The sequence below is a fragment of the Streptomyces coeruleorubidus genome, assembly GCF_028885415.1.
Taxonomy (GTDB): domain Bacteria; phylum Actinomycetota; class Actinomycetes; order Streptomycetales; family Streptomycetaceae; genus Streptomyces; species Streptomyces coeruleorubidus_A.
Window position 1 is genome coordinate 1,425,453 of record NZ_CP118527.1, and the last position, 12,468, is coordinate 1,437,920.

A 12,468-nucleotide genomic window follows, 5' to 3' on the forward strand; every position below is an offset into this window, starting at 1 on the left:
GCACCTGAGGAGTCACTCCCGGGTCAGCCGTCCGGCCGAATGCACGCCCGGCTGGTACTTGGGAAGCCGGACGGTGATCTTCATGCCCGCGCCCATGGCGGTCTCGATGACGAGGCCGTGGTCGTCGCCGTAGACCTGGCGGAGCCGGTCGTCGACGTTGGAGAGCCCTATGCCGCCCGAGGGGCTGACCTCGCGGGCGAGGATGCGGCGGAGCAGGCCGGGGTCCATGCCGGCGCCGTCGTCCTCGATGACGACCAGGGCCTCGGCGCCCGCGTCCTGGGCCGTGATCTGGATGTGGCACTTGTCGGCCTTGCCCTCCAGGCCGTGCTTGACGGCGTTCTCGACGAGCGGCTGGAGGCACAGGAAGGGCAGGGCGACGGGCAGCACCTCCGGGGCGATCTGGAGGGTGACGGAGAGGCGGTCACCGAAGCGTGCCCGGACGAGCGCCAGGTAGTGGTCGATGGCGTGCAGTTCGTCGGCGAGGGTGGTGAAGTCGCCGTGCCGACGGAACGAGTAGCGGGTGAAGTCGGCGAATTCCAGGAGCAGTTCACGGGCGCGCTCGGGGTCGGTGCGGACGAACGAGGCGATCACCGCGAGCGAGTTGAAGATGAAGTGCGGGGATATCTGGGCCCGCAGCGCCTTGATCTCGGCCTCGATGAGGCGGGTGCGGGACTGGTCCAGGTCCGCCAGCTCCAGCTGCACGGACACCCAGCGGGCCACCTCGCCGGCCGCCCGGACGAGGACCGCCGACTCGCGGGGCGCGCACGCGACGAGGGCGCCGTGCACGCGGTCGTCGACGGTGAACGGGGCGACGACCGCCCAGCGCACCGGGCAGTCGAGGAGGTCGCAGGTCAGCTGGAAGGCCTCGCCCCGGCCGGTCTCCAGAGGGCCGGCGAGGCGTTCCATGATCTCGGTGCGGTGGTGGGCGCCGTCGCCGTCCCAGACCAGGACCTGTTTGCGGTCGGTCAGGCAGAGCGCGTCCGTGCCGAGCAGGGAGCGCAGTTTGCGGGCGGACTTGCGGGCGGTCTCCTCCGTCAGCCCGGCCCGCAGCGGGGGTGCGGCGAGGGAGGCGGTGTGCAGGGTCTCGAAGGTGGCGTGTTCGACGGGGGTGCCCAGGCCGCCGAGGCTCTGGGGACGTGCCGTGCGCCGGCCGAGCCACACCCCCAGGGCCAGCACCGGCAGCACGGCGACGCACAGGCCCGCCAGGAATCCGCTCATGCCGTCACCTCCGTGCGCAGTTCCTCGGGCAGATGGAACCGGGCCAGGACCGCCGCCGTGCCCGGCGGCACCCGGCCGGGGGTGGCCAGGGACACCAGGATCATGGTGAGGAAGCCCAGGGGCACCGACCAGAGCGCGGGCCAGGCGAGCAGGGCGTGCAGCACGCCCTTACCCGGGTAGCCCGCCATGGTCGCGGCGACGGCGAGCAGGGCCGAGCCGCCGCCGACCAGCATGCCGGCGGCCGCGCCGGGCGGGGTCAGCCGGCGCCACCAGATGCCGAGGACGAGCAGCGGGCAGAACGAGGACGCGGACACGGCGAAGGCGAGCCCCACCGCGTCGGCGACCGGGAGCCCGCCGACCAGGACGCTCGCCGCGAGGGGCATGGACATCGCGAGGACGGTCCCGAGCCGGAAGTGCCGTACGCCCCGCGCGGGCAGGACGTCCTGGGTGAGCACGCCCGCGACGGCCATGGTGAGCCCCGAGGCGGTGGACAGGAACGCGGCGAAGGCGCCGCCCGCCACCAGCGCGCCCAGCAGATCACCGCCCACTCCCCCGATGATGCGGTCGGGCAGGAGGAGGACTGCGGCGTCCGTGTCGCCGGTGAGGGTGAGTTCGGGGGCGTAGAGGCGGCCGAGGGCGCCGTAGACGGGCGGCAGGAGGTAGAAGGCGCCGATCAGGCCGAGGACCACGACGGTGGTGCGGCGGGCGGCGACGCCGTGCGGGCTGGTGTAGAAGCGGACGACGACATGCGGCAGGCCCATGGTGCCGAAGAACGTGGCGAGGATCAGCCCGTACGTGGCGTACAGCGGGCGTTCCTCGCGGCTCTCGGCCGGTGCGGGCGACAGGTCGCCGCCGCCGCTGCGCTGCGCCTCGGGGACGGTCGCTCCCTCGGCGAAGGTGAGCCGGGTGCCGCGTTCGACGTGGTGGGTGCCTGCGGGCAGGTCGAGGCGGGTGCCGGTGTGCTCACGGCCGTCCACGGTGCCGGTCACCGTGACGGTGAGGGGCCGGTCCAGTTTCAGGTCGATGCTGTCGCCGACGCGGACCACGCGCTGCTCGCGGAAGGTGGCCGGTTCGTCGAAGGCGTGGCGGGGGGCTCCGTCGCTCTGCCAGGCGAGGACCAGGAACAGGGCGGGGACGAGCAGGGCGGTGAGTTTCAGCCAGTACTGGAAGGCCTGGACGAAGGTGATGCTGCGCATGCCGCCGGCGGCGACGGTGGCGGTCACGACGAGGGCGACGATCACTCCGCCGAGCCAGTCGGGCGCCCCGGTCAGCACCGTCAGGGTCAGTCCCGCGCCCTGGAGCTGGGGCAGCAGGTACAGCCAGCCGACACCGACGACGAAGGCACCGGCCAGCCGCCGTACGGCCTGGGAGGCGAGGCGGGCCTCGGCGAAGTCGGGGAGCGTGTAGGCGCCGGAGCGGCGCAGGGGTGCGGCGACGAAGAGGAGCAGGACCAGGTAGCCGGCGGTGTAGCCGACCGGGTACCAGAGCATGTCGGGACCCTGGACCAGGACCAGGCCCGCTATGCCCAGGAAGGAGGCGGCGGATAGGTACTCGCCGCTGATGGCGGCGGCGTTGAGGCGGGGGCCGACGGTGCGGGAGGCGACGTAGAAGTCGGAGGTGGTGCGGGAGATGCGCAGGCCGAAGGCACCGACCAGGACCGTCGCGATGACGACCAGGGCGACGGCGGGGACGGCGTAGCTGGAGTTCATGGGCGTGGGATTCAGCGATCTTCGACGAGGCGTACGAAGTCGCGCTCGTTGCGTTCGGCGCGGCGGACGTACCAGCGGGCCAGCAGGACCAGCGGGGCGTAGAGGCCGAAGCCGAGGACGGCCCACTCCAGGTGGCGGGTGCCGGGCATCGCCGCGAACAGCAGCGGCAGCGGGCCGACGAGCAGACCGAGGACCGCGAAGACGGTGAGGGCGGCGCGCAGCTGGGTGCGCATCAGGGAGCGGACGTAGGTGTGGCCGAGGGTGGTCTGTTCGTCGATCTCGGTGCGGGGGCGGTAATAGCCGGAGGCGTGGGGGTACCGCCCGCGCGAGCGAAGCCGAGCGTGGGGGAGGGTCTGCCGGGGCGGGCCGGTGACGACGACGCGGCGCTCGGTGTGGTCCTGGGGCACTGTCACGGCCTCCTCATGAGCAGGTCGCGCAGTTCGCGCGTGTGGCGCCGGCTGACCTGGAGCTCTTCGGAGCCGACGAGGACGCTGACGGTGCCCGCGTCGAGGCGGAGCTCGCCGATGTGGCGCAGGGCGACGAGGTGGCGGCGGTGGATGCGGACGAAGCCGCGGGAGCGCCAGCGCTCCTCCAGGGTGGACAGCGGGATGCGGACCAGGTGGCTGCCCTTGTCGGTGTGCAGGCGGGCGTAGTCGCCCTGGGCCTCGACATGGGTGATGTCGTCGACGGCCACGAAGCGGGTCACGCCGCCGAGCTCGACGGGTATGTGGTCGGGGTCGGGCTCGCTCACGGGTATGCGGGGTGCGGTGCCGCGCAGCTCGGCGGCGCGCCGTACGGCCTCGGCGAGCCGTTCCTTGCGGACGGGCTTGAGGACGTAGTCGACGGCCTTGAGGTCGAAGGCCTGGACGGCGAAGTCCTCGTGGGCGGTGACGAACACGACGAGCGGCGGCCGGGCGAATCCGGTGAGCAGCCGGGCCAGGTCGAGCCCGTCGAGGCCGGGCATCTGGATGTCGAGGAAGACGACGTCGATCGCCTCGGGCCCGCCCGGACCGGATTCCAGGGCGCGGTTGATGCGGCGCAGCGCCTCGGTCGCGTCGCCGGCGCCCTCCGCGCTGCCGATGCGGGGGTCCGCGTGCAGCAGGTAGAGCAGCTCCTCCAGCGAGGGGCGTTCGTCGTCGACAGCCAGGGCGCGCAGCATGAATCCGGAGTGTAGGGGCGATCCGTACGTCTGGACACGTGCCGGGGGTGGACGTTCCCGCTGGACGAGGTGCCCGCGCCGGGCCGGGCGCGGGCCGGGGTGCCGGTGGATACAGTGCCCGCATGAACAGCAGGTCCACGCCGTTCGACGAACTCGACCAGAAGATCATCACCGCGTTGATGGCGAACGCCCGGACGTCCTTCGCGGAGATCGGCACGGCGATCGGGCTGTCGGCCACGGCGGTCAAGCGGCGGGTCGACCGGCTGCGGGAGACCGGCGTGATCACCGGGTTCACGGCCACCGTGAAGCCGTCGGCGCTGGGCTGGCGCACCGAGGCCTACGTCGAGGTGTACTGCGAGGGCGCGGCCCCGCCGCGGCGGCTGGCGGAGGTCGTGCGCGACTACCCGGAGATCACCGCGGCGATGACCGTGACGGGCGGTGCGGACGCGCTGCTGCACGTGCGGGCGCGGGACGTGGAGCACTTCGAGGAGGTGCTGGAGCGGATCCGCCAGGAGCCCTTCATCCGGAAGACCATCAGCGTGATGGTGCTGTCCCATCTGCTTCCGGAGAGCCCGGAGGCGGGGGCCAGCCATCCCGCGCCGGAGGAGTTCCCGGGCGGCGCAGCAGGCGTGCGCTGACCGGCCTCAAGACGCAGCGTTCCTGCGCCCACGCGCAACTGATGTTGCTTGTCGGCCGCCTCCGTCAGTTCCTACCTTGGTGTCAACACCCAGTCACACACCGTGAGGAAGCGGAGGGACCCCTCTGTGCCCGACTCCCGTGTGCCGCGCCGGCGGCGCTACCTCGTCTGCGAACCCAGACACTTCGCCGTGCAGTACGCGATCAACCCGTGGATGCGTCCCGGCGAACCCGTCGACGTCATCCGCGCGCTGGACCAGTGGCAGGCGCTGGTCGACGCCTACCGTGCCCACGGCCATACCGTGGACACTGTGAAGCCCGTTCCCGGTCTGCCCGACATGGTCTTCGCCGCGAACGCGGCGGTCGTCGTCGACGGCCGCGTCTTCGGCTCCCTCTTCCACGCGCCCGAGCGCCGTCCCGAGTCCGTGCCGTACGAGGCGTGGTTCAAGTCGGAGGGCTACGAGGTCTACCACCCCGAGTCGGTGTGCGAGGGCGAGGGCGACCTGGTGCCGGCAGGCCGCTGGATCCTGGCCGGGACCGGCTTCCGTACCACCCGTGAGGCCCACAGCGAGGTGCAGGAGTACTTCGGGGTGCCGGTGATCAGCCTGACGCTGGTGGACCCGTACTTCTACCACCTGGACACGGCGCTGTTCGTCCTGGACGAGGAGAACATCGCCTACTACCCCGAGGCGTTCTCGCCGGGCAGCCGCGAGGTGCTGGCCCGGCTGTACCCGGACGCGGTGCCCGCCACCCGCGAGGACGCGATGGCGTTCGGGCTGAACTCCGTCTCCGACGGGCGGCATGTGTTCATCTCACCGGGGGCTACGGGCCTGGCCGGCCGGCTCGCCGGCCGTGGCTACGTCCCCGTCCCCGTCGACCTGTCCGAGTTCCACAAGGCCGGTGGCGGCATCAAGTGCTGCACCCAGGAGATCCGGGAGATCCGTTCATGACCGCACCCGTCCGCACCCAGGACTCGCAGGAGACCCGCGGCTCTCAGGAGCTCATCCGCGCGGAGGAGCCGGTCCTCGCGCACAACTACCATCCGCTGCCCGTGGTCGTCGCCCGCGCCGAGGGCGCCTGGGTGGAGGACGTGGAGGGGCGGCGCTACCTCGACATGCTGGCCGGCTACTCCGCGCTCAACTTCGGGCACCGGCACCCGGCGCTGATCGAGGCCGCCCACCGCCAGCTCGACCGGCTGACCCTGACCTCCCGCGCCTTCCACAACGACCGGCTCGCCGAGTTCGCCGAGCGGCTGGCGGCGCTGACCGGGATGGACATGGTGCTGCCCATGAACACCGGCGCGGAGGCGGTGGAGAGCGGGGTGAAGGTGGCCCGCAAGTGGGCCTACGACGTCAAGGGCGTCCCGGCCGACCGGGCGACGATCGTGGTCGCGGCGGACAACTTCCACGGCCGTACGACGACGATCGTCAGCTTCTCCACGGACGAGACGGCCCGGGCGGGCTTCGGGCCCTTCACGCCGGGCTTCCGCATCGTGCCGTACAACGACCTGGCCGCGCTGGAGGCGGCGGTCGACGAGACCACGGCGGCGGTGCTGATCGAGCCGATCCAGGGCGAGGCCGGGGTGATCATCCCGGACGACGGTTACCTGGCCGGCGTGCGCGAGCTGACCCGCCGCAAAGGGTGTCTGTTCGTCGCGGACGAGATCCAGTCCGGGCTCGGCCGTACGGGCAGCACGCTGGCGGTCGAGCACGAGTCGGTCGTGCCGGACGTGGTGCTGCTGGGCAAGGCGCTGGGCGGCGGCATCGTGCCGGTGTCCGCGGTCGTCGCCCGGCGGGAGGTGCTCAGGGTGCTGCACCCCGGGGAGCACGGGTCGACGTTCGGCGGCAACCCACTGGCGGCCGCGGTCGGCTCGGCGGTGGTCGAGCTGCTGGAGACGGGCGAGTTCCAGCGCCGCGCGACCGAACTGGGCGCGGTCCTGCGGGACGGCCTGACCGGGCTGGTCGGCAAGGGCGTCGTCGGCTTCCGCTCGCGGGGCCTGTGGGCGGGCGTCGACATCGACCCCGCGCTCGGCACCGGCCGCGAGATCAGCGAACGCCTCATGCGCGAGGGAATCCTGGCCAAGGACACCCACGGCTCCACGATCCGCCTGGCCCCACCGCTCACCATCACGGGCGAGGAGCTCGAGGGAGCGCTCGGGTCGCTGGAGAAGGTGCTGCGGTAAGGGCCGCAGGGGCTGCGGCGGAGGCAGCCCCGGCAGCGGGGCCGCCTCCGCCGGGCCGATCGCGCCACGAGCGGCCCAGTTCCAGCGCGTGACAAGCCGCCCCGACCCAGCGCGTCACGCCCCGCCCTAACACGCCACCCCACACACCCCAACCCGCCCCGCCCGGCCCCCGCACAAGCCGCCCCCACATGCCGGAAGGGTGAAGATTGAGGCAAGAGGTGGTAGACCACTCTCAGCGACAGAGAGGTCGGCCGTGGGCGCACACGAGGAGTACGGCGTTGCCCGTCAGCGGTTCGACGTGGCCGACGCCGCGCCCCTGTTGCTCGATCCGCAGGGCGTGGTGACGGGCTGGACCGGCGAGGCCCGGCGGCTGCTGGCGTACCCGGCTGCCGAGGCGGTCGGCAGGAAGCTGGCGGATCTGCTGACGGCCGAGGACGCGCAGCGCGTGCCGGACCTGGTCGAGCGGTGCCGCAGGGACGGCGGCTGGACGGGGCTGCTGACGGCCCGCCGCAGGGACGGGCAGCCGGTGAGGGTCGCGGCCCGGATCACCTCCGCCGAGGAGGCGCACGGCGGCGAGCGCTGGCTGGTGCTGCTGTCGGAGCTGGCCGGCGCGCCCGGCTGGGACATGAGCCGTACGGTGCTGGAGCGGATGGTGGCCGACTCCCCGGTCGGTATCGCGATCGTGGACACGGACCTGCGTTTCGTGTGGTCGAACGCCGCCCTGGCGCAGTTCGGCGGCGGACCGCCACCCCGGCGGCTCGGCCTGCGCTTCGCGGACGTCCAGCCGGGCCTGGACGCCCAGGCGGTCGAGGCGCAGATGCGGCACGTGCTGGAGACCGGCGAGGCCGTGGTCGGGTACGAGCACGTGGGCCATGTGCTGTCGGCGCCGCTGCGCGAGACGGCGCACATGCTGTCCTTCACCCGGCTCGACGACGACCAGGGCCGCCCGATGGGCGTGTACTACACGGTCGTCGACATGACCGAGCGGCACCGCGCCCGGCAGCGGCTGGCCCTCCTCGACCGGGCCAATCAGAACATCGGCCGCAGTCTGGACCTCACGCGCACCGCGCAGGAACTGGCCGACGTGGCCGTGCCGGGACTGGCCGACCTCGTCACCGTGGACCTGCTGGAGACGGTGCTGCGGGGCGCCGAGCTGACGCCCGGGCCGCTCGCGGACACCGGTCCGGTGGCGCTGCGCCGGGCGGGCCACCGGTCCACTCAGGAGGGCGTCCCGGAAGCCGTCGTCGCGATCGGCGAGGTGGCGACGTACCCGGCCGGGTCGCCTCCGATCCGCTGCCTGACCACGGGACGGCCCTGGCACGCCGAGCGGCTCGATCCGCTGGCCCGGGTGTGGGTCACGGACGACCCGGGCGATCGACGGTCCACGTTCTCGGAGCTGGGCCTGCACAGCGTGATGATCGTGCCGGTCCGGGCGCGCGGCACCACCCTGGGCATCACCACCTTCTTCCGGCGCCAGGGCCGGGAGCCCTTCGACGAGGAGGACCTGCGTCTGGCCGAGGACCTCGTCTCCCGCGCGGCCGTCTGCGTGGACAACGCCCGGCGCTACACGCGCGAGCGCGACGCCGCGCTCGTCCTCCAGCGCAGTCTGCTCCCCCACCGGCTCCCCGAGCAGGACGCGGTCGAGGTGGCCGCCTGCTACCGGCCGGCCGACGAGCTGACCGGCCTGGGCGGCGACTGGTACGACCTCATCCCGCTGTCCGGGGCGCGCGTCGCGCTCGTCGTGGGAGAGGTGCCCGGGCACGGCATCGACGCGGCCGCGGCCATGGGGCAGTTGCGGACGGCCGTACGGACCCTGGCCGCTCAGGATCTGCCGCCCGAGGAGGTGCTGGCGCACCTCGACGACCTGGTGGCGCGGTCGGCCCGGGAAGAGGGTGCCGAACCGGGCACGGCGGGTTCCGCGGGCACGCAGTGCGTGGGCTCCGGGTGTGTGTACGTCGTCTACGACCCGGTCGACGGCGGGTGCGCGATGGCCGCGGCGGGGCATCCGGCACCGGCCGTGGTCCTGCCCGACGGCTCGGTCACGTTCGTCGAGTTGCCGCAGGGGCCGCCGCTCGGCGTGGGCGGTCCGCCCTTCGAGGCGGTAGAGCTGTCCCTGGTGGAGGGCAGCACCCTCGCCCTGCACACCGACGGGCTGCTGGCCCGGGGAGAGACCTGGGCGGTCGACACCGGCCGGGAACGGCTGCGCCGGGCATTGGAAGGAGCGGGCCCGCTGGAGGCGCGCTGCCGGAACGTCGTCGACGCGCTGGTCCCGGCGCGCCCGTACGACGACGTGGCCCTGCTGATGGCCCGGACGAAACGCCTCGGCACCGAGCAGGTCGCGGCCTGGGACCTGGAGCCCGACCCGGCCCTCGTCGCCGACGCCCGCCGCACGGCCACCCGGCAGCTGGCCCACTGGGGGCTGGACGAGCTGGCGTTCACCACGGAACTGGTGGTGAGCGAGCTGGTCACCAACGCCATCCGGCACGCCACCGGGCCCATCCGCCTCCGCCTGATCCGGGAGCGCGCCCTGGTCTGCGAGGTGTTCGACAGCGGCGCCACCGCACCCCATCTGCGCCATCCCCGTACGACGGACGAGGGCGGGCGCGGTCTGCTGCTGGTCTCCCAGCTGACCCAGCGGTGGGGCATGCGGTTCGTCCCCGACGGGAAGGTCATCTGGGCGGAGCAGTCCCTGACGGAGCTCGCCGAGCTGCCCGTGGCGGCGCTCCTGGGATGAAGCCGGGGCCGAATTCCCCCATACCGTGGGAAACTGGTCTGACCCCGGCAGTGGTGAGGCGGCGGCCATGACGGATTCGGCGATCGACTACATGGCGGTGTTCCGGGCCCTGCCCGGCATGATGGCGCTGCTGACACCCGAGCTGGTGTACGCGGACGTCAACGAGGAGTTCGTCCGGGTGTCCGGCCGCTCCCGTGATCAACTGGTCGGGCACTACCTGTTCGACGTCTTCCCCGACAACCCCAACGACCCCGCCTCGACGGGCGTGCGCAACCTGGAGGCCTCGCTGTACCGGGTCCTGGCGACCGGGGAGCGCGACGCCATGGCCCTCCAGCGCTACGACGTCGAGGATCCCGAGCGGCCCGGGGAATGGCAGGAGCGCTACTGGAGTCCGGTGAACGCGCCGCTGCTGGGCCCCGACGGCAAGGTGGTGCTGATCCTGCACCGCGTCGAGGAGGTCACGGAGCTGATCCGGGCCCGGGGCCGCTCGGGAGGAGGGCGGGGCGGCCGGTCCCGGGTCCTGGAAGCCGAGCTGTACACCCGCGCCCGCGAGCTCCAGGAGCTCAACGAGCGGCTGCGTCAGGCCCACTCCCGGGAGCGGGAGGTGGCGCTGGCCCTCCAGCAGGCGATGCTGCCCGACCGCCGTCAGGTCAGCCACCACCACCGGGCCGCCGTGCGGTACCGGCCCGCCGTGGGCGCGCTCAACGTGTGCGGGGACTGGTACGACCTGGTCGACCTGGTCGGCGGCCACCGGGTCGGCGTGTCCGTGGGTGACGTGGTCGGGCACGGGCTGGGGGCCGCCGGTGTCATGGGCCAGCTGCGCAGCGCGCTCAGCGCGGCCTCCCGGGTCGCCGAGGGCCCGGCCCAGGCCCTGGACGTGCTGGGGCGCTACGCCCACGTGGTCGACGGCGCCGAGTCGGCGACCGCGGTGACGACCTTCATCGACTTCGACCGGCACACCATCACCTACAGCAGCGCCGGCCATCTGCCGCCCGTACTGGTCCACCCCGGCGGCCGCGCCGAGTTCCTCGACGGGGCCACCGACACGCCGCTCGACGCCCGCCCCGACCCGATCCCTAGACCCCAGGCCGAGACGTCCTTCACGCCGGGGGCCACTCTGGTGCTCTACACCGACGGCCTGGTCGAGCGGCGCGGCGAGGACATCGACACCGGCCTGGCCCGCCTCTCCAACGCGCTGTACCGGAACCGGGACCAGGATCCCGAGACCCTCGCCGACACGGTCCTGCTGGAACTGCTGCCGCCCGGCGGCGCCACCGACGACACCGCGCTGATCATCGTGCGGCTGTGACCTACCGGGTGTTGCCGTGGTCGAGCAGCCTGACGCGGTCCACGTTCTGCCGGTCCTCGGCTTCCGTGCTGGGCTCGCCGGCGAACCACGCGTCGAGGATCTCCTTCAGCAGCGGCTCGGAGGTGAGCCGCAGGCTGAGTGCGAGGACGTTGGCGTCGTTCCAGCGGCGTGCCCCGTCGGCGGTGTAGGCGTCCGTGCACAGGGCGGCCCGGACGCCCGGCACCTTGTTCGCGGCGATCGAGGCGCCCGTGCCGGTCCAGCAGCAGACCACGGCCTGGTCGGCCGTCCCGTCGGCGACCTCGCGGGCCGCGGCCTGCGAGCACACCGCCCACTGGGGGTCGTCCCCGGGACGCAGCGCGCCGTGCGGGCGCACCTCGTGCCCTCGGGCCTGCAGCGCGGCCACGAGGGAGCGGGCGACGGGCTCGTCCATGTCCGAGGAAACAGAGATCCGCATACTTCGCAGGCTACTCGGCGGGGCCGCAAGAACCAGCGGCTGGCCAGGCACCCGTCGTATCCCGCCACGCCACCCGTTCGGCTTGCCGGTCACCCGCGTGGAGCAGCACGCTGGTCCCGTGGTCCTCCCCAGCCGCATGAGCACCACCGGGGAAACCCCTCTGACTGACCGTCAGTCAATCGGCAAAGGATCGGCACGGTCCCGTCGCCGAGGTGCCCGGTAGCCATGCCTGCACCTACACTGGCACCCCACGACATGCCGGTTGACCTGCTGGAACGCGGCGGTTGAGTCCACCGCAAGAGTCGAGGAGCGCCCGCTTTGTTCTACTACCTGCTGAAATACGTGCTGCTGGGACCGCTGCTTCGACTGGTCTTCCGGCCTCGAATAGAGGGCCTGGAGCACGTTCCGTCGGAGGGCGCCGCCATCATCGCCGGCAATCACCTGTCGTTCTCGGACCACTTCCTGATGCCCGCGGTCCTCAAGCGGCGCATCACCTTCCTCGCGAAGGCCGAGTACTTCACGGGTCCCGGCATCAAGGGCCGCCTGACGGCGTCGTTCTTCCGCAGCGCCGGGCAGATCCCCGTCGACCGCTCCGGCAAGGACGCCGGGCAGGCCGCGATCCGCGAGGGCCTCGGCGTGCTGAGCAAGGACGAGCTGCTCGGCATCTACCCGGAGGGCACGCGCTCGCACGACGGCCGGCTCTACAAGGGCAAGGTGGGCGTCGCGGTCATGGCCCTCAAGGCCGGCGTCCCGGTCATCCCCTGCGCGATGATCGGCACCTTCGAGGCCCAGCCGCCCGGCAAGGTCATCCCCAACGTCCACCCCGTCGTGATCCGCTTCGGCAAGCCCCTCGACTTCTCGCGCTACGAGGGCATGGAGAACGAGAAGGCCATCCTGCGCGCCGTCACCGACGAGATCATGTACGCGATCCTCTCCCTGTCCGGGCAGGAGTACGTCGACCAGTACGCGGCCGTGGTGAAGGCCGAGGAGGCCGCCGCCGCGGCGAAGGAGCGGAAGTTCCCGCGCCTGCCGCTCACTTGAGGCGTCTGCTGTCGGCAGAAGCCGTC

General features: G+C 72.7%; 11 protein-coding genes. 6 read left to right on the top strand and 5 right to left on the bottom strand.

Going from position 1 to position 12,468, the window contains the following annotated elements; genetic code table 11:
- Nucleotides 1-12 precede the first annotated feature (12 nt).
- The 4 genes from PV963_RS06610 to PV963_RS06625 are packed head-to-tail and all read right to left on the bottom strand — an operon-like array spanning nt 13 to nt 4,086.
- Complete coding sequence (locus tag PV963_RS06610; protein WP_274814656.1) at nt 13-1,218, bottom strand: sensor histidine kinase; 1,206 nt, start codon at nt 1,216-1,218, stop codon at nt 13-15.
- A complete protein-coding gene (locus tag PV963_RS06615) occupies nt 1,215-2,927 on the bottom strand; it encodes a cation acetate symporter (RefSeq protein WP_274814657.1) in 1,713 nt (570 codons plus the stop codon). Before PV963_RS06615 ends, PV963_RS06610 begins: the two co-directional genes overlap by 4 nt.
- An 11-nt stretch (nt 2,928-2,938) precedes the next feature.
- Nucleotides 2,939-3,334 carry a hypothetical protein gene (locus tag PV963_RS06620; protein ID WP_274821956.1) on the bottom strand — a complete coding sequence of 132 codons (396 nt, stop codon included), beginning with the start codon at nt 3,332-3,334 and terminating at the stop codon, nt 2,939-2,941.
- A 2-nt stretch (nt 3,335-3,336) separates the two neighbouring features.
- The gene (locus PV963_RS06625) at nt 3,337-4,086 is read right to left on the bottom strand and encodes a LytR/AlgR family response regulator transcription factor (RefSeq protein ID WP_274814658.1); all 750 of its coding nucleotides are present in this window, start codon (nt 4,084-4,086) and stop codon (nt 3,337-3,339) included.
- Between the two features lie 122 nt (nt 4,087-4,208).
- Here PV963_RS06625 and PV963_RS06630 point away from each other — a divergent pair, with 122 nt between their 5' ends.
- The 5 genes from PV963_RS06630 (at nt 4,209) to PV963_RS06650 (ending at nt 10,947) form a co-directional block, all read left to right on the top strand.
- A complete protein-coding gene (locus PV963_RS06630) occupies nt 4,209-4,724 on the top strand; it encodes an Lrp/AsnC family transcriptional regulator (protein ID WP_274814659.1) in 516 nt (171 codons plus the stop codon).
- A 126-nt stretch (nt 4,725-4,850) separates the two neighbouring features.
- A complete protein-coding gene (gene ddaH, locus PV963_RS06635) occupies nt 4,851-5,672 on the top strand; it encodes a dimethylargininase (protein WP_274814660.1) in 822 nt (273 codons plus the stop codon).
- On the top strand, nt 5,669-6,904 hold the full coding sequence (gene rocD, locus PV963_RS06640) for an ornithine--oxo-acid transaminase (protein WP_274814661.1): 1,236 nt from the start codon (nt 5,669-5,671) through the stop codon (nt 6,902-6,904). Before ddaH ends, rocD begins: the two co-directional genes overlap by 4 nt.
- Nucleotides 6,905-7,157: 253 nt before the next feature.
- Complete coding sequence (locus tag PV963_RS06645; RefSeq protein ID WP_274814662.1) at nt 7,158-9,638, top strand: SpoIIE family protein phosphatase; 2,481 nt, start codon at nt 7,158-7,160, stop codon at nt 9,636-9,638.
- Between the two features lie 67 nt (nt 9,639-9,705).
- Entirely contained in the window at nt 9,706-10,947 is a 1,242-nt protein-coding gene (locus PV963_RS06650) for a PP2C family protein-serine/threonine phosphatase (protein ID WP_274814663.1), read from the top strand.
- A gap of 1 nt (nt 10,948) precedes the next feature.
- Here PV963_RS06650 and PV963_RS06655 read toward each other — a convergent pair whose 3' ends face one another.
- Nucleotides 10,949-11,401, bottom strand: coding sequence for an RpiB/LacA/LacB family sugar-phosphate isomerase (locus tag PV963_RS06655; RefSeq protein WP_274814664.1), 453 nt, complete (start codon nt 11,399-11,401; stop codon nt 10,949-10,951).
- A gap of 318 nt (nt 11,402-11,719) precedes the next feature.
- On the opposite strand from PV963_RS06655, the gene PV963_RS06660 reads away from it, so the two are divergent.
- A complete protein-coding gene (locus PV963_RS06660) occupies nt 11,720-12,442 on the top strand; it encodes a lysophospholipid acyltransferase family protein (protein WP_274814665.1) in 723 nt (240 codons plus the stop codon).
- Nucleotides 12,443-12,468: the final 26 nt, after the last annotated feature.

Excerpts from the sequence above, each read along its gene's own strand:
- PV963_RS06610 (WP_274814656.1), bottom strand. The coding sequence starts at position 1,218 with ATGAGCGGATTCCTGGCGGGCCTGTGCGTCGCCGTGCTGCCGGTGCTG.
- PV963_RS06615 (WP_274814657.1), bottom strand. The coding sequence starts at position 2,927 with ATGAACTCCAGCTACGCCGTCCCCGCCGTCGCCCTGGTCGTCATCGCG.
- PV963_RS06625 (WP_274814658.1), bottom strand. The coding sequence starts at position 4,086 with ATGCTGCGCGCCCTGGCTGTCGACGACGAACGCCCCTCGCTGGAGGAG.
- PV963_RS06630 (WP_274814659.1), top strand. The coding sequence starts at position 4,209 with ATGAACAGCAGGTCCACGCCGTTCGACGAACTCGACCAGAAGATCATC.
- rocD (WP_274814661.1), top strand. The coding sequence starts at position 5,669 with ATGACCGCACCCGTCCGCACCCAGGACTCGCAGGAGACCCGCGGCTCT.
- PV963_RS06650 (WP_274814663.1), top strand. The coding sequence starts at position 9,706 with ATGACGGATTCGGCGATCGACTACATGGCGGTGTTCCGGGCCCTGCCC.
- PV963_RS06655 (WP_274814664.1), bottom strand. The coding sequence starts at position 11,401 with ATGCGGATCTCTGTTTCCTCGGACATGGACGAGCCCGTCGCCCGCTCC.